Source organism: Akkermansia sp. UNK.MGS-1 (genome assembly GCF_000980515.1).
In the GTDB taxonomy this organism is placed as follows: Bacteria; Verrucomicrobiota; Verrucomicrobiia; order Verrucomicrobiales; family Akkermansiaceae; genus Akkermansia; species Akkermansia muciniphila.
This window is the reverse complement of sequence record NZ_LBCB01000003.1, coordinates 11,203-35,110: the sequence shown is the minus strand read 5'-3', so window position 1 is coordinate 35,110 and position 23,908 is coordinate 11,203. Positions and strand designations below refer to the sequence as shown.

The 23,908-nt window shown below is 54.0% G+C and carries 13 protein-coding genes and 1 CRISPR repeat array; of the genes, 8 read left to right on the top strand and 5 right to left on the bottom strand.

Features of this window, described 5'->3' with window-relative positions:
* Positions 1–15: 15 nt before the first annotated feature.
* From WW58_RS01950 to WW58_RS01925, 7 genes are all read left to right on the top strand, one after another.
* Positions 16–1,092: an AAA family ATPase gene (locus tag WW58_RS01950; protein ID WP_046434949.1), complete on the top strand. Its 1,077-nt coding sequence runs from the start codon at positions 16–18 to the stop codon at positions 1,090–1,092.
* A 2-nt stretch (positions 1,093–1,094) separates the two neighbouring features.
* Positions 1,095–1,352, top strand: a complete 258-nt coding sequence (locus WW58_RS01945) for a hypothetical protein (RefSeq protein ID WP_046434947.1) — start codon at positions 1,095–1,097, stop codon at positions 1,350–1,352.
* A 315-nt stretch (positions 1,353–1,667) separates the two neighbouring features.
* Positions 1,668–2,390 carry a hypothetical protein gene (locus WW58_RS12770; RefSeq protein ID WP_143296651.1) on the top strand — a complete coding sequence of 241 codons (723 nt, stop codon included), beginning with the start codon at positions 1,668–1,670 and terminating at the stop codon, positions 2,388–2,390.
* Complete coding sequence (locus tag WW58_RS01935) at positions 2,383–2,910, top strand: host-nuclease inhibitor Gam family protein (RefSeq protein WP_046434945.1); 528 nt, start codon at positions 2,383–2,385, stop codon at positions 2,908–2,910. Before WW58_RS12770 ends, WW58_RS01935 begins: the two co-directional genes overlap by 8 nt.
* Positions 2,907–3,077: a hypothetical protein gene (locus WW58_RS12765; RefSeq protein WP_162610370.1), complete on the top strand. Its 171-nt coding sequence runs from the start codon at positions 2,907–2,909 to the stop codon at positions 3,075–3,077. Before WW58_RS01935 ends, WW58_RS12765 begins: the two co-directional genes overlap by 4 nt.
* On the top strand, positions 3,067–3,705 hold the full coding sequence (locus WW58_RS01930) for a hypothetical protein (protein WP_046434943.1): 639 nt from the start codon (positions 3,067–3,069) through the stop codon (positions 3,703–3,705). The genes WW58_RS12765 and WW58_RS01930 overlap by 11 nt, the downstream gene beginning before the upstream one ends.
* Positions 3,706–3,754: 49 nt before the next feature.
* Positions 3,755–3,988: a hypothetical protein gene (locus tag WW58_RS01925; RefSeq protein WP_046434941.1), complete on the top strand. Its 234-nt coding sequence runs from the start codon at positions 3,755–3,757 to the stop codon at positions 3,986–3,988.
* 493 nt (positions 3,989–4,481) lie between these two features.
* Positions 4,482–6,204: direct repeats of the CRISPR family, unit length 31 nt; unit sequence GTTTCAATCCACGCACTCGTGAGAGTGCGAC.
* A 398-nt stretch (positions 6,205–6,602) separates the two neighbouring features.
* On the opposite strand, the gene WW58_RS01920 is transcribed toward WW58_RS01925, so the two are convergent.
* The 4 genes from WW58_RS01920 to WW58_RS01900 all read right to left on the bottom strand — a co-directional run bounded on the left by WW58_RS01920 (position 6,603) and on the right by WW58_RS01900 (position 13,406).
* Positions 6,603–7,757 (bottom strand): acyltransferase, encoded by a 1,155-nt coding sequence (locus WW58_RS01920; RefSeq protein WP_046435050.1) that lies wholly within the window; start codon positions 7,755–7,757, stop codon positions 6,603–6,605.
* 464 nt (positions 7,758–8,221) lie between these two features.
* A complete protein-coding gene (locus WW58_RS01910) occupies positions 8,222–11,803 on the bottom strand; it encodes a bifunctional proline dehydrogenase/L-glutamate gamma-semialdehyde dehydrogenase (RefSeq protein WP_102758494.1) in 3,582 nt (1,193 codons plus the stop codon).
* Positions 11,804–11,961: 158 nt separating this feature from the next.
* Entirely contained in the window at positions 11,962–12,939 is a 978-nt protein-coding gene (locus WW58_RS01905; RefSeq protein WP_215490279.1) for a hypothetical protein, read from the bottom strand.
* 17 nt (positions 12,940–12,956) lie between these two features.
* Positions 12,957–13,406, bottom strand: coding sequence for a Jag family protein (locus WW58_RS01900; protein ID WP_022197364.1), 450 nt, complete (start codon positions 13,404–13,406; stop codon positions 12,957–12,959).
* A gap of 527 nt (positions 13,407–13,933) precedes the next feature.
* On the opposite strand from WW58_RS01900, the gene katE reads away from it, so the two are divergent.
* Positions 13,934–16,189, top strand: a complete 2,256-nt coding sequence (gene katE / locus WW58_RS01890) for a catalase HPII (RefSeq protein ID WP_215439827.1) — start codon at positions 13,934–13,936, stop codon at positions 16,187–16,189.
* A gap of 304 nt (positions 16,190–16,493) precedes the next feature.
* On the opposite strand, the gene WW58_RS01885 is transcribed toward katE, so the two are convergent.
* A complete protein-coding gene (locus tag WW58_RS01885; RefSeq protein ID WP_288143391.1) occupies positions 16,494–23,888 on the bottom strand; it encodes an ADP-ribosyltransferase-containing protein in 7,395 nt (2,464 codons plus the stop codon).
* Positions 23,889–23,908 lie beyond the last annotated feature (20 nt).

Here is a 23,908-nt window from a genome sequence, read left to right as displayed (position 1 = left end):
CAAACCAATAACAATATGGACGCAATAGAAACAACCGAATCCCTCTGGGACAATTACGCCGCATCACTGGCGGCATCCGGCTACGATCCACGGACCAAGGACTTGCTTTCCTGGCTGGTGGCGACGGCCAAACAGGAAAAATGGACGCTCAAGCAAACCGCCGAAACTGTGGGCTATTCCCCCTCCACGCTTTCCAAACTCTTTTATGAGAGCCGGGAAGCCGCTCCGGACCAGGTAGTGAACAGCATTGCCAACTTCCGGCGCAGGTACAACAACAAAACGTGGGTTGCGGGCATTCCTTTTGTTGATACGGACATATTCCGCAAAATCACCCAGGCATTTGAATACTCCGTGGAGTACCAGGAGATTGTCAGCTTGGTGGGGAACCCTCAAATCGGCAAAACCTGGGCTTGCGAAGAATACAAGCGGCGCAAGGATATTGCCGACCGTCAAGCCGGTTGCGACACAAGCCGTGTGGTGCTGGTACGCATACCCACGTCCCCATCCGCCTTGCGTGTCGTGAACCTGATTGCCCGTGAATTGGGCCTTGGGCAAAACCTTCGCTATGAAAAGATGGTGGACCGTATCAAGCAGACGGTTACTCCGTCCCATCTCCTGATTTTTGACGAAGTGCATCAGGTGTGCATGACCGGAGCGCGGGGCCTCAAAACCATAGAAACCCTGAGGGAAATCTATGATGAAACGCATTGCGGCATGGCCCTGGTAGGCACGGATGTATGGGGGAAGACCCTTTCCGGGCAGTCCAAAAACGGACAGGTAAAATGGCATGGGATGCCTGCGAGCTGGGAAGGAGTGTTGAGCCAGACCATCCTGCGCGGCATCAATATCTACTTGCCCAAGAACATCACCTATGCCGACCAGCAGCGCGTCTGGCAGGCGTTCGGCTTGCCGGACCCCGACCCGGCCACGCTCAAAATCGTGCAGGAAATGGTCAAGCAGTACGGCCTAGGACGTTATACCAAGCGCATGCGCTCCGGCGCCACGACCGCCCGCAAGGCCGGCAAGGAATTTACATGGGGCTATTTTGTAGCCGTCCACAAACAACTGGAAAAACTGGCCACTGCCTCCTGACTATGCCCGCGCCTTTATACATTGCCCTGATCCGGTATGCCAACGGCACGCTGGACATCCGCACCTACATCACCTCCGCCACCATGCGGGCAGACAGCAAATGCGTCCGCATCGTGGTGGATTGGGAGGAAAGGAACAAACTACAGCACATCATCCGCACGGGCCAGGATTGGCCCGTGAACATCCCCGCAGACCAACGGGACGCCATGCTGGGCAAGCTTACCCGCCTGATCGCCCTTCATGATGATCAAGTTTCATAACCACACCACGATCATGTACGGCACCAACAACAATAAAAACTGCGGCACTTTGGCGACGCCATACACCTGCTCAGACGGTTACTCGAGGATGAGATATTCCTTGTAGGAAACCATGATCCAGCAAGAAAAAACTAACCTCTGATCATCATAGCTATCATGAAAGATCTAGTGGCAGAAAAGTGATCAAATGAGAAAACCGGCCGTTTTCAGAAAGAGACGAGAGGGAAATATATGAGGGAAAAATGTATTTTGAAAATGCTCCTGAATAGTGAGGGCGCATTTCATGCATACCTCACGAACAGAAAAAAGAAAAAAATGAATAATTCCCATATTCGTCGATTCAAGTCAAAACTGCTGGCATGTTCCGTATCTCGAAATTTCCACCTTGCTAAATTGGAATGGAAACACGTAGAAACGTATTTTCCCGAAGACGGAGAATTTGGAACGTGTATTTGCGGCCATCTCATCATTGAGCATTGTGTAATCAGAAATATTCACAACGGAATTTCTCTCATTGTAGGAAACTGTTGTGTGAAAAAAATTCTAAATATTGATGTATCCAAAAATTTTTCCGCTATGCGGAGAGTTCTGAAGGATATTACTAAACCACTTAATCTATCATGTTTACAGGAAGCACTGATCAACAAAACTATTAATAATACCGAATATATATTTTATTCTGAAACATGGCGTAAGAGGAACCTTTCCTCTAAACAGATAAAATGGCGCATTGCTATCAATGAAAAAATCTTGAGGACAAAAAAAATGACCATTGAACTTGAAACTATCTGCACAAAAATCTGCATGGAATTAAACCGTTTCCCCGGTCTTGGTAACGCTTGGACAAACTGCGATTCCCGTTGGCCTGGGAAAGTTGCCATCAAGCTAGAGCAGGTTGGGGATGTATGGATTCCGGTCAAGGGACAAGAATTCTATGACTGGATTACTGACCCCAAACGGACCTTGAAAGATGTTCTCCAAACAATCCACCGCAAGCAAAAATCACTTAACAAAAAACGTACACACAACAATGGCTAAAATAACAACACGCAACACCGGGCTGTCCACATTGGCCGAATATGAACAATGTCTGGACAAGATTGCCGATTTGACTGTCAAGCGAGACAAGGCACAGGCCCAGCTGGACAAGGCCATCCTGGCCGCCCGAGAAGAATACGGCGGCGTGATTAAAGGTCTCAACAACCAGATTACCGTCAAGCTGGCCCAGGCCGAGCAATACGCTACCCGCAACCGGGAAACTCTGCTGCAAGGTGATTCCAAGTCCGGAGAGACTGGCAAAGCTCGCTGGGGCTGGCGGCTGGGCAACCCCACCTTGGTACTACTCTCCCGCAAATTCACCTGGGGAGCCGTCTGCGCCAGAATCAGGGAAATGGGCCTGACCTCCTATCTCAAAGTGTCCGACCCCAAGCCCGACAAGGACAAGCTCAAGGCCGATCTGGATGACGAACGGCTGGCCTCCCTGGGATTGCGCATTGAGCAGACGGAGGCTTACTGGGTAGAACCAAAAACCGACACGGCGGAAAGGATCAGCGCATGACTAAGATTGAGGTCGAGCACATGAGCTTCCAGACCGTGCTAACTATCTGGACAGGTACTAATAAAGGCGCAGCAACAGCCACCCTTATCTATCTGACGCCCAAGCAGCGGCAACAACTGATCAAGGCTCTGCAACATCCCAAGCAACAATCCGATCATGAGCAATAAGCCCCTCACTAATAAGCAAAAGGCTGTGCTGGCCCAGCTGGCCTCCCAGGCTTACAAGCAGCTACAAGCATACGGCTGCCCGGTGCCGTTCCTAGAAGAATGGCGGCACGACGAGACCTGGAAAGCCACCGGACACACGGATTCTTTCACCCGCGCAACACAAAAGGATTATACGCTAATTTACAATCGTTTTGCCACCTACCTGGGATATGAAGCCATCAGAGACAACACCTACACGGAAATGGACAAGGAATTGCACCTGCTTCGGGACAGCATGCAACGGTTTGAAACTGGGCCGGACTATCTGGCAGAAGTGGTGAGGGATCAGCTGCATCTGTCCTGCACGGGCAAAAATGTCTATGACCAGCTGCGGAAATATGCCAAGCCTGAACACATCCGCCATCTGAATTACACGGTGATCAACCGGGGCCGGGCCGCCGCCCGGAAGATGGCGGATGAAACGGGCGTGGAAACCTACGAACCGCACGCCCTGCCGGGAACGCTCCCTCCGGGAGGGCTGGCGGATCATATGGGAGCCGTCCGAGTGCCCAGGGCCACCCCGGCCCCCGAACCGAAAACGGCCAGGGGATGGAGTGGAACAGTAATTGAAGACGAATTCCCCCTGTAACTTTTCGCATCCCTGCGGAGGCGCGGATTGAAACAACAGAAAAATCATCATGCCTACCTTAAAGCCAGGAGACAACATCAACTGTTATGTTGTAGATGGCAATGGCCAGCAGTCCGGCTATGCAGTACATGCGCTTGTTGTTGCCACCAAGCAATCACTATTTGCTGACGGTCTTTATTCAAGCGTCCTGTGCATTATGGACGAAAGGACAGACAAGCTGATAGAAGACCATCAGGACGAGGAAATGACGCCCTTTGTCCGTGCTTTATGTTGCGATGATTAGCCCAATGGGCAGATACAATTCAGGCCGTCAGGTTGTTCCTGGCGGCCTTTTTCAATCATCTTCTCTTTCGTTCCTGATCACAATCCACACGTTGTCGAGCACATCCCGCACCCAGCATGTCGTCTTTCTTCTTTCACGGGTTGTCCACATCAACACGACAGCGGTATCATGGAGATGATAAATTTGCGGATTCTTTTTCCTTCGGTCTTCGGGCGAGATAACAGTCATGGAGCCATACAAGGGGATGCAATATGCAGGTGTACACATGCGGGACATCTTACCATGATTATTTTCCACGATGCTTGATAATTTCCTCTTCTGACGCCGATATTTTCTACACAGTCTTTCTCTGATCACTCAATGCTTGCTCCCCTTGATTTTCCTAGCGTTCACCCCTATTCACCCTAAATTCACCCCTTTCCACCCTTCATTGATAAAGATCACTCGTGAGAGTGCGACCTACATCGGGGTCGACACAGGCGAGAGCGTAGAGGTTTCAATCCACGCACTCGTGAGAGTGCGACGAGCCCCGTAAATTCTTCCTGCGTATTTCGCCCGGTTTCAATCCACGCACTCGTGAGAGTGCGACGGTCGGTGTAGGCATCCCAGTTCACTTTGATCAGGTTTCAATCCACGCACTCGTGAGAGTGCGACTAAGTACGATGGCCTAACCCTCGTTCTGTACATCGTTTCAATCCACGCACTCGTGAGAGTGCGACGAAGCCCGGGCGCGGCTGGTAGCCCAGGAGATGGAGTTTCAATCCACGCACTCGTGAGAGTGCGACTGGCCCGCATTACCGTATCAGAGCAGTTTGCGGAGTTTCAATCCACGCACTCGTGAGAGTGCGACTTTTGTTATTCGGTTACAAAGCCGTTTTCGATGCAGTTTCAATCCACGCACTCGTGAGAGTGCGACCTATTTCTTCCATTCTGGATTCCAGCTTTTCCCGGTTTCAATCCACGCACTCGTGAGAGTGCGACCTGCGTCACCACTACCACAGGCCGGGCGGGGATGGTTTCAATCCACGCACTCGTGAGAGTGCGACCCACGACATGGGCCTCATCCCATACCGTGATTCCGTTTCAATCCACGCACTCGTGAGAGTGCGACCAATCAGCATCACCGTCCGTAATCCGGACGTGCCGTTTCAATCCACGCACTCGTGAGAGTGCGACTTCAGCGGCGAGCAGTTTGTCCTGGTCTGTAGCGGTTTCAATCCACGCACTCGTGAGAGTGCGACTCATCTCACTGGCTGGTCAAAAGTCCCCGGCGAAGTTTCAATCCACGCACTCGTGAGAGTGCGACGGCGCCCTCATTATGGGCACTGACCATCTTCCGGGTTTCAATCCACGCACTCGTGAGAGTGCGACACCAAAAGCAATGGAGCCTCTGGACGAACATCAGGTTTCAATCCACGCACTCGTGAGAGTGCGACAAGCGTATAAGGATTACGTTGCTAAATCTTCATCGTTTCAATCCACGCACTCGTGAGAGTGCGACGCGGCTACGCTGTCTTCCGGGATGTAGTTTTCCGGTTTCAATCCACGCACTCGTGAGAGTGCGACGCTTGAATTGCTGGGCAACAGTTTTGTTATGGTTGTTTCAATCCACGCACTCGTGAGAGTGCGACAAGACTTTCCAGCCGTACACGTCGTTCCAGACGAGTTTCAATCCACGCACTCGTGAGAGTGCGACGCAGACGGAAGCCCGCACCCGGACCATGCTGAAAGTTTCAATCCACGCACTCGTGAGAGTGCGACATACGCCGCGCCTTTTTCATAATCAAACCGGGCGGTTTCAATCCACGCACTCGTGAGAGTGCGACTCATCCTTGATTACGCTTTCGCCACCGACGACGGGTTTCAATCCACGCACTCGTGAGAGTGCGACGGAAGTCCTTGAAACGGTCGGCTTCCTCGTACAGGTTTCAATCCACGCACTCGTGAGAGTGCGACTGATGCCCTTAACGCCAAACTTCCGCAGGGCAAGAGTTTCAATCCACGCACTCGTGAGAGTGCGACTGCTGGATATAGCCGTGGCAATCGTCGAACTGATGTTTCAATCCACGCACTCGTGAGAGTGCGACCGCACTACCCCGGCATCCGGCTCTCTTCGGGAAGTTTCAATCCACGCACTCGTGAGAGTGCGACCGGCCCATATCCCACACGATTTTCATCGCGGGGCGTTTCAATCCACGCACTCGTGAGAGTGCGACTCCTGAACGTCTATGGTTTGATTATCAACAGTGCAACGGGTGTTTTGCGCCAACCTCCCATGGGAGGTACAAAGATTCCAGGCCGTGAAAAAGAGATGATAGTTGTCAAGATTAGAACCCCAACGGATTACGAAAATCGCCGGTGTCCCGGGAATTTTCTGTGAGCTTGGGGTCGGCGGAAGGGAGACCGGGAAAGGAGCTTTTCATGCGTTAAAAAGCCCGCATCTCCGGCAACCTAGGCCTGTACACGATGCTGGGACATCCTAGCCTGTTCCCTCTTTCCCGTCCAGAATTTTGCAGGCCTCTCCCCGGAAACCGTTTCATTCTCTTTTCCACAAAAGAAGAGACATCCCGGTACTGCCGTGTCCCCGAAGCGACCTGCGAAAAATATCTGCGGTTTACATGATGCTTTTGCGCGTCCACCTGTTCAGGCTCAACAGCCATACCAACGCCGCGGAGACAGCGGAGGCCAGACAGGCCATCAACGGAATTTTTACGGCGGAGGGCAGCCTTCCCAGCCCGATGAAGTTCACGAAGTCATAGGAGCACTGGACAAAGAAGAAGTGGCACAGATACACGCCGAAAGTAAGCGCCGCCACCTTGCTCAGCACTGGACCAGCCTTGATTCTGAGCCGGCTGACGATGGTAAAGATGGCAAAGGTCATCAGAAATACATTGATTCCGGAGAAATACCAGAGCACTTCCAGCTTGGAATATTGACCGGGGAAGTGCTTCTGCGTTTCCAGAAAGCCGAAGAACGTAACGGCAAAACCAATCAAAAAGAGGGGAATAGTAATGGACAGCGTTTTTTTCCAACTCCAGGCCAGCGGGTATTTGGTCAGGTAATGCGCCAGCACCATGTATCCCAGGAATCCGGAAAAGTTATAAAACATACCATACGGATTCCAATCGCAAACACCCAGAATACCCATATTGCCGTAATTGCCCTCATACCCCAGTGCCGGAGCAAGCATCTGGATGTAGGGGAGAGTCATGCTGAATATCCAGATGCCCAGGAAGATTTTCACATCCTTCCTCCTGGCTTGCGTCAGCCACGCGCTCATGATGGGCATGAAGAGGTACAGGCCCACCAGCATGTATACGTACCACAGGGGCGTGGTATCATAATTGAAGTTGAAGAAGAAGGTATACAGCTTGCCGACGGTGGCGCTCCATGTATAAGTGTCCATCACGATATTGGGGCTGGCCGTTTGAACGCCTGCGGCAAAGTATCCGAAGTAGAGCAAGGGAAGCGCCAGTGACCAGACAATGAGCGGAACCAGCACCCTCTTGAGGCGCCTGGAGTAAAAAGCGCCCATTTCCAAGGTGACGGGAAAGAGCAACACTCCGGAGATCATGGCAAACAAAGGCACGCACGGCCGTACCAGACTTCCCCAGAAGACAGCGGATTTAAAGTTGAAGGAACCGTCAAAACTTCCAACGAACGGATCACAGCAATGGGCCAGGACAACGAGGAAGCAGGCCAGGATACGCAGAAAATCCACCCAGACGATGTGGCTGCCGCGGGAATTCAATGATTGGTTGGTGTTCATGGTTACGTGGAAAAAACAGCGCCGCGTCATCGCAAACGTTCCTGATAATATACCCGTTTCCCGGAAACGTTCTATCATTAAATGGAGAAAAGAAGCAAAAAGCACCCAATCCCTCCCCCGGCAACAGGGGAAAGCTCTTCGGGAAAGCCTGCGCTTCCTGCAGACTTCCACGCCTCTTCCTCCATAAGGATCATGGAACCTTTTCCCGCCCCACCGGAATTGTTCACCGTGAGGCCTGGTGAAAATTTTCTCATTCGGCGAAGTTCATATTTCATTCAACAGGATACTCCTCTTCCCTCCTTGCAAGTGAAACTTTCCCCCCTCTCCTTTCGGTGAAGAGCTATTCCGAAACGAAAGGGAAACACCCCCAACACCCATGTTTTCCTTTTGAACCGGCAGGAGGATTTCCCTTCATTTTTATGGCTAAGATACCCGGAAGCCGGGATTCAGGCCTTCCCTACCCTTCACACGCTGTCTGTTTTAAAACTGCCCGGCGGCGGGATGAGATTGCCGTAGCGGTGAACGGTTTCGGAAACAGCCTGTTCCCGGAAATAACCCAGCAGCTCCAACCGCCCATTGGCAAGCACGGGACGGTCCAGTACTTCCACATCCCGGGCACGGGCGGCATTGGCCAGAGCCTCGGAAATATCTGTTCCACGCAGGAACCGTACGCCTTGAAGCGCTTCCGGCATCCGGACGATCAATTCCGCTTCCGTTTCCACCGTCAGGGAAGCATAGTAACCATGCATTTTCTGAACCCAAGGGCGGCTCGTCCCTATGCTCAGGTGCAGGAGCACCCCGCACAGTTTCGCCCCCAGCAGCAGAATGGCGACGTTATCGTCGGACATGTTTTCCACACGGGCCAGAATTCCCTTCACCGGGATATAGCGGAAGGTATTATTTTCTCCGTAAACACGGGAGGGATCATGTTCCACGCCGAATTCCTCCATCCACCACTTGGCCTGGGACCCGGCCGCAGAACGGATGCGCTTGGCGCAGTCCGGCAGCTCGGAACACAGTTTTTCCACCAGTCCGGAGATACGTTCACCCGGCGTACGCAGCTTTTGGGGCAGCGCCTTTTCCTCCCAACTTCCCAGCATGGTAAGGTAGTTGGGACCTCCGGCCTTGGCTCCAGGCCCCATGGAGGAATGGTTCCACCCACCGAACGGCTGGCGGCGGACAATGGCGCCGGTGATGACACGGTTGATGTACGCGTTGCCCACCTGCACTTTAGTTTTCCACAAGGCAATTTCCCGTTCATCCAGGGACTGAAGGCCGCCGGTAAGGCCAAATTCGGAGTCGTTCTGGATGTCAATGGCTTCCTCCAGGTTTTCCGCACGGATGATTCCCAATACCGGACCGAAGCATTCCGTCTGATGGAACCAGCTTCCCGGTTTCACCCCCAGCCGGATGCCGGGAGACCAGAGGCACGGGTTGTCTTCCGAAGGTTCCGGCTTGAGCAGCCATTCCTCCCCGGGTTCCAGCTGCGTCAGCGCACGGAGCAGATTCCCTTCCGGCTCCCTGATGAGCGGCGTCACCACGGAGTTGACTTCCCAGGACCCGCCTACCTTCAGGCTGGCGGCGGCATCCTTCAACTGACGCAAAAAGGCGGGATTGTCATAAACGGAAGCCTCCACAATAGCCACGCTGGCGGCGGAACACTTCTGTCCGGAATGACCGAAAGCGCTTTTCACCAAATCCTTTACAGCCTGATCCGGATCAGCCGTAGCGGTGATGATCATGGCATCCTTTCCGCTGGTTTCAGCCAGCACATGCAGGTCAGGCCGCAGTTCGCGCAACATTTTCCCGGTGCGGAAGGATCCCGTCATGATCACGCCGTTCAAGCGGGGGTCCATCAAAAACTTGCGGGAAATTTCATTGCGCGGCATCGGCACGAATTGAAGGACGTTTTTAGGCACACCGGCGCGCCAGAACGCCTGTACAATCTGCCAAGCCGTATAAACGGCCAGTTCAGACGGTTTGAACACCACGGCATTTCCCGCCATCAGGGCGGCAGCTACACCGCCCGTCGGAATGGCGAAGGGGAAATTCCAGGGAGACATTACGCAAATAGTACCCAGCGGGGACATTTCCACGCCGTCGTTCATTCCGTCGCGGTCCAGGCCTTCCGCGTAATAGCGGCAGAAGTCTATGGCCTCGCTCACCTCCACATCAGCCTCCGTGGGAGCCTTCCCGGCATCCCTCACCATGGCAGCAATAGCTTCCCCCCTGATTCTGGACAGCTCCTGCGCCGCCCGGTGCAGGATTTCAGCGCGTTCGCCAATGCTTTTGGACGCCCAGGAGGAACGGGCCCTGTCCGCCGTGACCAAGGCATGTTCAACCTGGTCAAAGTCCGCATAAGCGAATTTATAGGAAACTTCATTATGGCGGGACGGATCGCGCCCCACGCCCCACAGATTAGTCGTAATTTCCTCACCATCTATAACCAGAGGGATTTCCTCGCCGGATTTTTCCTTCTCCGCGGCAATCATCCCGTTGATCCATTCCGCATTCTGCCTCAGAGACCAGTCCGTATCCCGCTCGTTGGCAAAGGCATCCCGGTAATGTGAAGGCTGAATGGGGTCCGCAGCGCGGTTCTGCGTGCGGTTGGGTCCGTACTTCACCTCATCCTTTTCCTGACAGGCCTTCAAAAACCTCTTTTTCTGGACCTCCCAGCTCCGGGACCCCGGCGTCATGCCGAAGAGATCATGCAGGAAGTTCTCCTCACTGGTATTTTCATCCAGCCTCCGCACCAGGTAGGCAATGGCGCTGTGAAAGTCTTCCTTCAGAACCACGGGGGCATAAAGGAGCAAACCGTCCGCCGCCTGGCGGATGACCCGCGCCTGATGGTTCGCCATCCCTTCCAGCATTTCGAATTCCACCTGGTCACGCACGCCTTCCCGCTCACGCAACAGCATGGCATAACACAAATCAAACAGGTTGTGGGAAGCCACGCCGAACTGCACATATCTGGCATTATCCGGCATGCAGCCGTAATGGAGCATTCTCTTGTAATTGGCATCCACCTGGGCTTTCGTGCCATATGGGGCCTGCGCCCAGCCATGCATGGAGGCCTCCACCTTCTCCATCGCCAGGTTGGCGCCTTTCACCAGGCGTATTTTGATGCGCGCTCCCCCCTGCTCCACGCGTTCCTTCGCCCAGGCGCACAGCTTCATTTGCTCCTCCCAGGAATCCGGCAAATAGGCCTGGAGCACAATTCCCGCCTCCAGATGCATGAATTCATCCTCCATCAACGTACGTTTGAACGCTTCCGCCGTCAGATGAAGATCACGGTATTCCTCCATATCCAGATTCACGAACTTGGGCTTTCTGGAACCGTCCGGCAACGTTACCGCATTGGTAATGGCCGCCCGGTACAGGATGCGCAGACGCTCCTGAATCAATTTGACGGTTTCTTCAAAGGCTACCAGATGAATCTGGCTGAAAATGGCTGAAATCTTGACGGAAATATAGTCACAGTCCTTGTCTGTCAGCCGGTCCACGACCTGCTGAAGACGGTGGTGCGCCTCGCTTTCACCCAGAATGGCCTCCCCTAACTGGTTGATGTTCATCCGGATGCCGCCCTTGCGCCTGCGGCGCAGGTGGGGGCGCAGTTTTCCATCCTCGGCAGGAAGAATTACATTGGAGCTCTCCTTTCTCAACTGGCTGGTAATCACGGGAATGACCACACCCGGAAATTGAGCGGAAAATCTCCCCCCCATCTTCATGGCGAAACGGTCGGCCGCAGACAAATAACGGGGAACGCCATATCCGTCCAGAAGATAGCGGAACAACTCCGCGCCCCGCGCCGGAGAAGAAGGACGGAACACCCGATCCGCCAGCGCCAGCGTAAACGCCTTGCCCGCCGGATCATTCATCATACGCTCCATTTGCTGCGCCTGCCTCTTCTCTTTCCCTCTCATCCCGGCATTCGACTGCTTTAAAATGGACTCCGCCAGTTCCACAGCCTTGGCGGCCAGTTGCTGGTCAGTCCATTGGCCTCGGCGAGCCTCCGCCATCATGTCCGGGATGGATGAATCTGTCATAACGGTTCGAAGACTAGCCCCGGACAGGGGCAAAATCAAGCCAATTTGCCCGGTCCTTCCTGTGGAAAGAGGAATCACGGAGGAAAACGCATCCCTTGATTCCGTGACGGAAGCAGGGGGGCCTTCCTGTCCATTTCCGGCAACTCAGGAAAGACACATCAATCATACCGCGCAGCCGCCAGACGGGCTCTTCTCAGCTCTTCCCTGAGCTGGTGCGCCCGTCTGCCGCAAACGCTGGAACGGTTCATGTCCCGGACCTCTTCCAAAACCGCAACCGCCTGGTTGAAGGCATCCTCGCTTTCCGGAGTGTGGGCTTCCCGGTACAGAACCTCTTCCAGCCGCACCCAGAGGGGATGCACCATGGAGAGCAGAATTAACTGGCGCTCCTCCACGGATAACGAGGGGTCATCCGCGCAGGCACGCCATGCTTCCAGGCATGTTCGTATGGAAGAAGCTTTGCTGGCCCGGAAAGACTCGCCAAGCAATTCAGCCGTTTTCCTGTTTTTCTCCAGACGAAGGGCCACCTCCCGGGCGTTCAGAAAAGCCGGAACCGTACAGTTCAATTTTTCCAGACGCTTCATGGTGCCAGGATAATCCCGGAACCAGGCTTCCGGAGGCACCTGTTCCAGCTCCCGGCAAATGGCGGAGGCTTCTGCCGCAGGGTCCCCGCCCTTCGGAATATCATTCACCCGCGTCACCGGCCGCACGCGCTGCGCTTTTTCCGCAAGCAGGGACACTTTTTCCCGTAGGGAAGCTGCAGAGGCCCCTCCTTCCACCAAGTCGAATACACGTCCCTTGGAGTCAAGAAAAACCACGGAAGGCAGCATGCGCACACCATGCATCGCCGCACGGGACAGGCTGCCGTCTTCTTCCCAATCCTTCACGGAAGGATGTCTGGGAACCGTGACAAACTGCACGTCACGCACATATTCATCCAGCGCGCGGCGTTCTTCCGTGCCCGGCTGGAGAGCTTTCAACCAACGGGCTTCCGCTGAACCGGGTTCCTCTGAACCGTACACAACCAGAACAGGGGAGGGAAGGGAGGGAGCCGCAGAACAGGAGACGGAAAGGGCATCCATTTCCGCACGTCCCGGAAACGCCAGCGCCAAAAACGCAATGACCGCTAAAGCCCTCATGAATAAACTGCCATCCATCAGCCCTTTCTGATGGTAATGCGCTTGTAACGGCTGTCTCCGTCTTCGGACTCCGTCACAATTCCTTCCATGGACTGAAGGGCATTATGCACCAGGCGGCGGTGGTAGGCATTCAACGGCGGCATCTTCATCGGCCTGCCGCTCTCCTGGACGCGTTCGGCCAGGGAACGGGCCTTTTCCAGCAGGCGGGCTTCGTTGCGCTCCCGGTAATGGTCGCAATCCACCTTCACGCGGGGAGCATTCTCCATCTTGCGCTGGATCATGCGGTTGACCAGGTACTGAAGGTCATCCAGCCTGTCCCCGTCCCCCCCAATGATGTACTGTGAATCCGGAGAAGCAATATTCAGGCACACGATGCCGTCCGTCTCCGTTACTTCGATATCCGCGGAAAACCCCAGCGAAGCCAGAAGGTTCTTCAAACTCTGTTCAGCTATTTCTTGCACCGTCATTACTTTAAATTAACAGGAAAAAGGTTCCATACCGGAAAAACCGTCTCGCGCCGGACGGCGCGGGCCTTCTCTCCAATACCCGATTGACATAAAAATCATAACCTATTTATTCCCCTCGTCTATGAAAATTTGTGGAAGCTCCGTTCCATTTCATGTACGCAAAGCTGTCCCTGCCCTGCCGTTCCGGCAACGCGGTTCCGTTTCTCCCTTCGGCTCCAGATGCAGGAAACACCGCTCAGAAAGGAAATCGACTGTTTTCTGCCAGCCCGCGGCCATATCCCGGTTATCTCCGCTTCTCCCTGCCAACAATGAAACATGGGATACAGAGATCACAGACATGCCAATCAAAAAGCCCTCTCCACACAGCCCGTTCTTTATCCCATAAAATATTAAATACCAGTTTCTATAAAAAATTTTTCATCAGATCCGGAGAAATACTGATGACAAAACAGGGCGGAACATCCCCGGAAAAAGGGAAGTCGAACTATTACCCACATAGAAAAATTCGGTCCCTCATGAACAAGCCAATGAAAAAAAAGAAACCGCCCATGGAAAACAACATCGCCCCTTTTCCCAACGGAAAAGAAGCCGCTCCCCATTATACGGATACGATTGATCCGGAGATAATCAAACCCACTCCGAAACCTACGCCGCCCAATGCGGAACCTTCCGCGCCCGGTTCCATGAAAATGCCGGATAACGCTACGGAAAAAATCAGGGCGTTGGATGCCATGCGCTCCAACGGCATGGGACAGGCCCTCACAAGCAACCTGGGAATTAAAATATCCGATGATCAAAACACACTTAAAGCAGGAAGCAGAGGCCCATCTCTGCTTGAGGACTTCCACTTTCTGGAGAAAATGGCTCATTTTGACCAGGAGCGGATACCGGAACGCGTGGTTCACGCAAGAGGTTCCGGGGCACATGGTTATTTTCAGGTGTATAAATCCCTTTCCAAGTACACCAAAGCGGCTTTTCTGCAGGATCCGGGAGAAAAAACCCCGGTCTTTGTGCGTTTTTCCACCGTGCAGGGCTTCAGAGGATCTCCGGATACAGTAAGGGATATCCGCGGTTGGGCCACCAAATTCTATACCAAGGAAGGCAACTATGATCTGGTAGGCAATAACACGCCCGTCTTCTTCATTCAGGATGCCATCAAATTTCCGGATTTCGTCCATGCCGTCAAACCGGAACCCCACAATGAAATGCCCCAGGGACAGACGGCCCATGATTCTTTCTGGGACTACGTCTCCCTGCAGCCGGAAACTCTGCACAATGTCATGTGGGCCATGTCGGACCGCGGCATCCCCAGAAGCTTCCGTACGATGGAAGGGTTCGGCATTCATACGTACAAGCTGGTCAATGAAGAAGGAAAAAGCACTTTCGTCCGTTTCCACTGGAAACCGCTGTACGGGAAAAAATCCCTGGTGTGGGATGAAGCCCAGGTATTGACAGGACGCGATCCTGACTTCCACCGCAAGGATCTCTGGCAATCCATTGAAGCCGGAGATTATCCGGAATACGAGCTGGGGCTGCAGCTCATCCCGGAAGAGGACGCAGACCAATTCGACTTCGATATTCTGGACCCTACCAAGCTCATTCCTGAAGCACTGGTTCCCGTGGAAATCGTCGGGAAAATGGTGCTGAACCGCAACCCGGACAACTTCTTTGCGGAAACGGAACAGGCAGCCTTCTGCCCCGCCAATATCGTGCCGGGCATTGACTTTTCCGACGATCCTCTGCTCCAGGGCCGTATTTTCTCTTACAGCGATACCCAGCGGCACCGGCTGGGAGGAGCCAATTTCACGGAAATTCCCATCAACCGCCCCATTTGCCCCTTCCACAACAACCAGAGGGACGGCTTTCACCGTATGCAGATAGACGCCTCTCCGGCCAACTATGATCCCAATTCCATCGGGAACAACTGGCCGAGAGAAACTCCCCCGGAGAAAGGCGGCTTCACCACCAGCCCCCAGACGGTAAGCGGTGTCAAGGAACGTCTGCGGAGCCCCTCCTTCGCGGAATACTATTCCCACCCGCGGCTGTTCTGGATGAGTCAAACTCCCGTGGAACAGGAGCATATCATCAACGCGTTCAGTTTTGAGCTGGGGAAGGTGACGCGCCCCTATATCCGGGAACGCGTGGTGGACCTTCTGACGCGCATTGATCCGGACCTGGCAAGCGGAGTGGCCCGCAACCTGGGAATTGAACTCACCAGGGAACAACTCGGCAGGGAACTGCCCAGGCCCGTCTGCGGACTGGAAAAAGATCCGTCATTGAGCTTGTACGCCCATACGGACGGAAACCTTAAAGGCCTCCGCGTCTCTTTACTGGCAGCGGACGGCGTCAGCCTGAAATCCGTGAAAGAAATCTGCGACGCCCTGCATGAAGAAGGTATCCATCCCCAAATCATTGCCCCGCACATGGGAAGCGTAACAACGGAAGAAGGGGAAAGTCTGCCGGTTAACGGGACTCTGTCCGGCACTCCTTCCGTCCTGTTTGACTCCGTCATCGTCCCGGAAGGGGAACAAAGCATCGCAGCGCTCCTGAAAGACGGAGATGCCAAGTATCATTTGCGCCAGGCCTACAGGCACCTGAAAGCCATCGGACTGCCCGGCAACGCCAGAGCCATGCTTGAGGCAGCCTCCCTGCCCCAGGATATGGATGATGCCGGACTGCTCATGCCGAAGGACACCAAATCCCTGATGCCCTCCTTCATCACGGCCATGAAACAGCACCGCGTCTGGAGCCGCGAGCCTAAAACCCTTGATTTCGGCGCCTAGATTCGTTCCTTATTCAGGAACCGCTTCCCAATACAGGCTGCCCCGCCAAAAGGCGCGGCAGCCGTTTTTTATCAGCAAACCCGGAATGTTAAACAACACTTCAGGAAAAATGAAAAAGGGAAGTAGAAACATTCAAAAAGGGAACGGAACCCGGCATACAGCATCATGATAAACCATCTCAAAAGAAAACCCCGCAAGCCTTTGAACTCGCAGGGTTTATTGATGGTACACGGAGAACTATATTTCTATTTAATAATAAGTATATTATGAAATAATAGCATTATAAATAGCATTACCTGCCATATCACTTCCACTTCACTCCCTTCTCCTTCAGCTCAGTCACAAACTCCTCATACTCTACGTCACTCATCGTCCCCTTCAACTTCTCTACCAGCTCTTTCCTCTTATCTTTCTTTACCCGGCTCACAGCCTTCACAACCTCGGAAGCTCCATCCATCTTCACCCGGTTTTCCATAAGTTTCCTTTCATCTTTGTCTAAACCCGCCTCTTGGTACACTCTCAAACGGCTTGCCAAATCCAAACCTTTCACTCGCGCCATCAACTCCTTCCTCTCTTCCATTTTTGCTTTCCGTGCTTCCTTCTCTTCTTTTTTAGTCGCTTGGATCAATCTCTGCTGCTCTCTGGCTTTAGCCATCTCATTATCCCACAGATGCCCCCATGTTCCGGCCATACTCTTCGTCTCTTTCACAATACGCCCCATCACCTGCACCGCGGCTCCAATCTCCGGCCTTCCTGCCGCCGCAAACAATCCCATACCATTCAACCCTCTTCCCAACTGATTCATTACCTTCCCATACTCCTCTTCCTCACCGTTATACATCCTCACTACACCTTCTCCTCCTCTCCATAACGCCTCAGCATGATCGACCATCGTATTACTAAACTTCATGTACTTTTCGCCAGCCAGTTTTGAATAGATGAACTCTATTACCTCAGCCAATCCAAAAATACCGGAAAACGCCCCCATCGCTCCACTCACCGCAAACCCTTTCCACCTATCCCACAAATCCAACTCTTCCTCATCGTCACCTTGCCCCATCACCCACTTAAGAAACTCCACAATCACCTGATTCATGATCCCATACACTACCCACGCCTGACCAAACCGCCACGCAGCCTCTCCCATACCAATCTCTCCCCTCTTCCACTTCGCAATCGCCATATAACTCAACGCTATCTGCTTGCGCGGATCAGAGCGGAACATCATAAACATACGCCCCAGCGCGTTCGCATGAATCTCCCAAGGGCTCTTCTGCTCTGTCTCAATAGGTTGAGCCGTCCTCCGCACCGCTTTGTCCAGCGCGGCCAACGCCCTCTGCTCCACAACCTCATCACTCAATCCCTCTTTCATGGCTATCTTCTTGGCCGCCATATACGCAATACCCCCGGAAAACGTTGTAAATGCCGCATCAGTCAATCCAATCGGCAACATCCCGGCTTCCACGGCATCCCCCAGCATGCTCACCTTCATCCTGTTCGCCGTCAAAGCCTGCCTCATTTCAGGGCTCATGCCCTGCATCAGCCTTTGTTGTATCGTCGGACTCATCCAAACCTCCGCCAACTGTCCCGGATTCGCCAATGCCCCAATAAACCCTTTCATGGCATCTGAGGGGGACATATCCGCCATGCTGGAAAACATGGCCGGGAGCTGCTTCAGACACGTCTTCAGGTTATATGAAAGCGCACCCTGAGCCATCGCCCCCAACACCCGGCTCACTACTTGCTGAGCTTGTCCGGCTCCGCCCGAATCCTGCGAACCGTCAAATTCTAAATCCTTTACCCACTTGGTCAAATGTGTCCTTGCCTGCGCCCCATGCACCGCATCAATCTTGTTCCCCAGCTCTCCATTCAGCAACACGGCCTTCATATCCCTCATAATCTCCGCAAAACTCGCCCAGTGATCCATCTGCATACTGTGCGCCCAATACGCATTCACACAACTCACCACACGCGGCAGCGCATAATGCTTCCGACGCATCTTGATGCTCCCCACACTCAGCCATCCGCTCCCTCTGGACTCCATCGGATCAACGGCTTCAGCGGCATTATCCGTCACGAAAAACCCCGGAGCATAATTCTGTACTTTAGGCATATCACACCCAAACAACCTCCTGTACACCTCATTATACTCCTTATATCCCCGCTCATACTCCTCCCCTAAATACTCCGCCACCCGCAACGCCCGCACATCAATATGATCCCTCACCTTCCCAATCGCAGCCTCGTCAAAACCCAACGCCTCCAGATTATCCTCATACTCCGGCATCGCGGACATCTGGAGCAAATACGCCGCCTCCAAATCGCTCATCTCCATCTCCACCAGCTCCGCGCCCTGCTCCAGCCATGAAAACTTCACAAACTCCTTCCTGCTCTTCGCCGGAATCTCGCTCAACGCCATCTTCAGGGCATCCATCGCCTTCTGATTCTTCGCCCACTTCGGCATCTGCTCTGCTTCCATCTTACCCTCCGCAACCGCCAGCGCCTCTTCAATCCGCACCCGCTCACTCCTGAACTCGCCTGGCATCTTCACCTCAATCCCCCAAGTCCGATTCTCGCTTAAATCCTTCAACATACCATCCACCACACGCCTCACGCCCAGCTTCACCTGACCATCCACCTTTCTGTCAGCCCTCTTCAAAAACTCCTCCGGCCTCGCAATCCGGTACAAGGCACCGTAATACCGCAACACTCGCCTCTGTCGCACATCATTAAACTCCAGCCGCGCCTTCCTGATGCCCTCTGCAAAATACTCCGTCACCTTCCCCTCTCCAAACAAATCCTCCATCAAATTCTCAAAACTCACAAACCCCCGCACCAAATTCCGCATCCCCTTACCCACACCCACATCATGCTTCGCCGCTCCGGTGCGCTCATTCACGCTCACCGGCTGCTCACGCCCCAGCCCCTTCCCGGCCTCATCCAGCAAATCCGCAATACGCTCACGCCGATCCTCCCAAAACGCCTCATTCGCCAGCCTCCCGGCAGAATACATCTCCTTCAGGGCATCCAGCGCGGCCTGCACTCTTTCCAAATCAGCCGTCAGCCTCCCGTGCATATTCCTCTCATACAACCCGCCAAACGCATCCAGCGCACGTACCCACTCCACCGCCTCATCATACTCAGCCCCGCCAATCAATGCCTTCTCCTCCACCACCTTCTCAGCCGTATTCTTCGCCGTTTCCAGCTCATCCGCATCCAACTCTAACGCCCTCTCCACCATATCCAGCCGCTTCTGAATCTCCGCATTCATCTTCCCACGCCGTACCCGGTTCTCGCCCACGCTTGCCGCCGCCCATTTTCTAAACCGTTCAAACTCCTTAAATCGGCTCTTCTTCCCTTCATTCACAATATGCCAATCCACATACTTCACCATACGCATCAGCGCATTCATCCGCCCTCTCCACGTCTTCTTCGCCATCACCTCCTCCCGGTAGGAAGCAACAACCTCCGGCCTGATCCCTCCGCGCACGTCCTTCGGCAGCTCCGTCACCACGGCATCACATACGGCCATCACGGCCAGCATCCGCTCCCTCACAGCCTCATCATCTCTTCCCTGCTCATCCTTATACACTCCATCCCTTGTAAACCCGTTCGCCTGCAACGCGCTCTCCAGCCGTTTCTGCATTGCTTCATACAACCTTGCTTCCTGTTCAAAAGCATGCCCCTGCACCCCAGCCAGATAATCCCACACACTCTGCCCACCACGCATCATCCGCATGGAAAACGTAATATCCGGATTCTTCGGATCATACGTCCCCCGGTTATCCGTGGCGGACTTGATCTGCGTGGAAGAGAACACTATCTGCATATTAACAGGCCCACGGGACATGAAGCCATCACGTCCAAGCGTCTCCGCGACCGCACGAAGAGCCGCTTCCTGACCACCAATAGTATAGAGTTCGCTGATAATATCCGCGTCGTTCACGCTGCTGTCCACAATCGCATCAACCGTTTCTTTCAACGCCTTCCGATACCACGCTTTCCCAGGATAACCATTCGCGCTACTCGCATAATCAGAAACAATAAGATCTCCGTCAGGGTCAAGATGTTCTATCACGCGCTCGACGTCTTTCTTGCTCAGTGAAAGTTTTTCCGCATCAAACGGATTGCGCAAATTCAGAAAAACTTTAAAAAGATGTCCGCCCTTCGGCGCAAAGCCTTCCGCATAACCTTGATCATCCGTGAAATAAAAGCCGCGTCCTTTCACTGCGCCGTTCTTCATGGCGAACTTATGTGAGAACGTGTTGAACTTCGCCCCGCTCCCATGATACACCACCCTCGGCTCCCCGTTCTCGTCAACTACCTTGCTGGCATTCTCCGGGTCATGCTCCCAATCCCCAAACCAATTCTTAAACGCCTCCGTGCGCACGGAAAGCCACTGGTCTTCCGTCAGATTCGTATTCGCTCCGTTAGGCGCCTTCATGAACGTCCCGTCAGCGACCGCCTTCTTCTTGATGGACGCCTTTTCCCTTATAGAAAACGTCGCCGACCCATCCACATAATCCGCCCACGCTCCCCCGGTGGACTCGTCCGCAAACGCCGTAATCTTGATGTCGTTCCCGTCAAAAATCACGTAATTATACGTCTGCTTCTCCTCCGCCTTCCAGCGGGAAAAACCGTCTGCGTACCTGATGCCCTTCACTCCATGCCTTAACAGAAACTCGCTCGCCTCTCTGGGGCTTCCCAAAGCATCCTCCAACGAGCGGTAAATCTTGCCCCCCATCCAATACCCATTTTCCGGATCCTTGTCGTTGAACAAAGAATACGCTTCTTCCTTGCCCTCATCCAGAAGCCAATCCCCTATTCTGGATGTTGTAGATGAGCCGTACCCTTTATCCCAAAACAGCAGCTCCCCTCCTTCCATGAAGTCCAAATAATCCTCCACATTCAGCTCCACGCGGTAATTGGAAGGCATGCCCGTCCTGACCTCTATCTCGTCCAGATGATCAAGCAAATATTGGTAAGCTATATTTTCAGCATCGGCCTGTCTTTTTGCCTGGGGATATTGGTCAGAATAACCTTCATTGATGCGGATATCTTCCCTCAATTCCTCCTTAATCGCTTCTATCTTCCCCTTATCCCCTCTGGCGTCAGACAAATCGCCAAGAACACTATAAACGGCATCCAACACGCCTGGTTCAAACCGATTGACATGTTCCGGGAAAACTATTCGGTCGCGCAACCCTCTGGCCATATCATCCACATTGGAAGCCTCCAACTCCCTGAACCTCCATGTCGCCTTGTCCTGCGCGAACTGGTTCAGATAACTCCGGTTCACCTTCGGATTCTCCGCAAAATACAGCCCCCAGCCATACGCCTGCGCTCCCTCGCCCTTGCCCATGAACGCCGTATCAAACTTCCGGAAACTGTGAGGACTTGCATGCAGAGCGCGGACAGACATCGTTACATCGCCATCCGGCTTCACCACCACCGCATTCTCCGCAGCCAGAACCCCATGCTCATCAAAACCACCTTGCGCCTCCACATCCTGCACACTCACCTCACGCCCTTCTCTTCCTTGTCCAGCTAAATCTCTGTCAACATAATTGACAAACTCCTTCAACAACGCTACCCTTCCCTTGTGGGGTACTCCATCCCCTGCCTCGCCCGTGTTTGGGACGCGGGGTCGTTGCAGGGTGGCGGAAGTACCCTTCATGCTATCTACGTCCTCCACCGTGGAAGCATCCAGATCATAAAACAACTCCCCATTCTTCCCCTCTGCCACGGCAATATTCACATAGGCCAAATCAGCACTCCCATCATCGGAAGCCCCCTTGAAATCCGCTTTCGTCAAATAATAATGAAATCTGGCTATATTAGGCTTACGTTTCAAATCTGAATTCTCGCCGGAATAAATAAACTCAGCCCGCCCGGCCAACTCCGGCAGCACGGCTAACGCAGCCAAAACCCGTCTATCGGCTGCATGCTGTTTCACTTCCCTCCACCCCTTGCCTCCCACCTGCACCCGCTTCCCGTCCCCCATCACCAGCGCATACCCCTGTTCCTGAGTCTCCTTCTGCAACACTCTATACCGTTCCCGAATATCCCCCAGCGCATCCTTCAAATCAGAAGCATACGCTGCCGGCACATCCGCAGCAACAGGCTCCATCCCCTCCACCCGGTGGAACGCATCAGCCACACGCCGGGCCTCCGCCATCGGTACGCGCCTTACCCTGTCCCCCATGCTGAAACTCACCTCCTGCCCTTCCCCTCGCGCCGCATACCGCTTATACCCATACACCACGCTATCATACACCGCGCTCAACAACTCCCCGGAATCGGCAAAATCAAACCCGGCCTCATTCGCCGCCTCCAGCACATCGGACACACGCCCTTCCCGGCTGAAAAACTGCTCTGCACGCGCCACCACCCGTTGCTCAAAACTCTTCCCCAGCGTACCATCCTTCCTGCGTCTGCCCTTGGCCGTCCGCGTCGTCGTCAGGGCATCATAAATCCGTTGCAGCTCTCCGGTTAAATCGGAACCGGCCTCAGCCGCCGTCTTCGGGTGCGGCAGCCTCCCGGCCACCCACTCTCCAATCTCCGGCACATCCCCCATCGCCTCCGCCTCAATCTGCGCCTGTTCCTCCCTCCTCGCGCGCTCCGCAATCGCCGCCTCGTCAAACCCGGCAAAATCATTCAACAGGCGGCGAAACTTCTCGCTCATCTTCCCCTGTACGTCCGCGCCCAGCATCTTCTTCGCCAGCATCACATCCTGTGCAAACTCAAAATACTTGGCAAACAACAAAGCGAACATCTTGAACCACCGCCGCAACTTATCCGGCAGCCTCTCATCGGAAATGTGCCCCATCAAATGTGCTCGCGCCGCCTTGCTCACCCCTTCGCAAACCGCCTGTAACCTGTCCACCCCTTCCCCGGTCGCCAAAAACGTCTCACCCGTTGCACCCTCCAGCCGCTTCAGTTCATCCTCAAACTCCGCCACCGTCCACTCATTATCCTTAATCAACACCTTCGTCATCCCCTCCGTCCACTCCTCATAAACGTCAAACGGATTAGCCCCCCGGTACAATCTGCTCACCACCTCATACCGTCCGTTCGCAAACTCCTGCGCCACATTGGCTCCGTACACCCGCAACCGGGCAGCATCCACCCCGGCCTCCACTCCCATCTGCGCCGCATAAATCCTCTCCCGGCCTTCGGCAGACTTACGCATAAAATCACCCTGTGTCTTCAACTGCGCCAACGTCATCGGCACACTCAACTTGCTCCGGTCAAAACTCATCCGCCCATCCTGCCCCACATCGCTCAAATGCTGCATCATCTCCTCATTCGCTTCATCCTGCACCCTCCCAACATACCCCTCATCCTTATCCCGGTACTGCCGCAAGCTGCTCTTCAGCCCGGCCACCACCTCATCCTCCCGTTCCTCCAAATGCCGCAGCACGGCCTCATACGCATCATCATACGTATCATAAAACTCCGGCCTGTCCCCCAGCTCCACCACATACTGCATCTCCTCCGTAAACTCATTCATCTTCTCGCGGATCGGACTCGCCCCGAACTCCCGCAACTGCTCATTCACAGCCTCCACATACTGCTTCATCGCCTCCTTCTCATCCACTTGCCTTCCACCCTTGCGCTCCGGCACAGGCCCATGCTCAAAACTCAGCACAGGCCCACTCCCCACCTCGCTCACGCCGCCGCTCTCCGGCCCCTTCACACCCACCACAGCACCCTTCC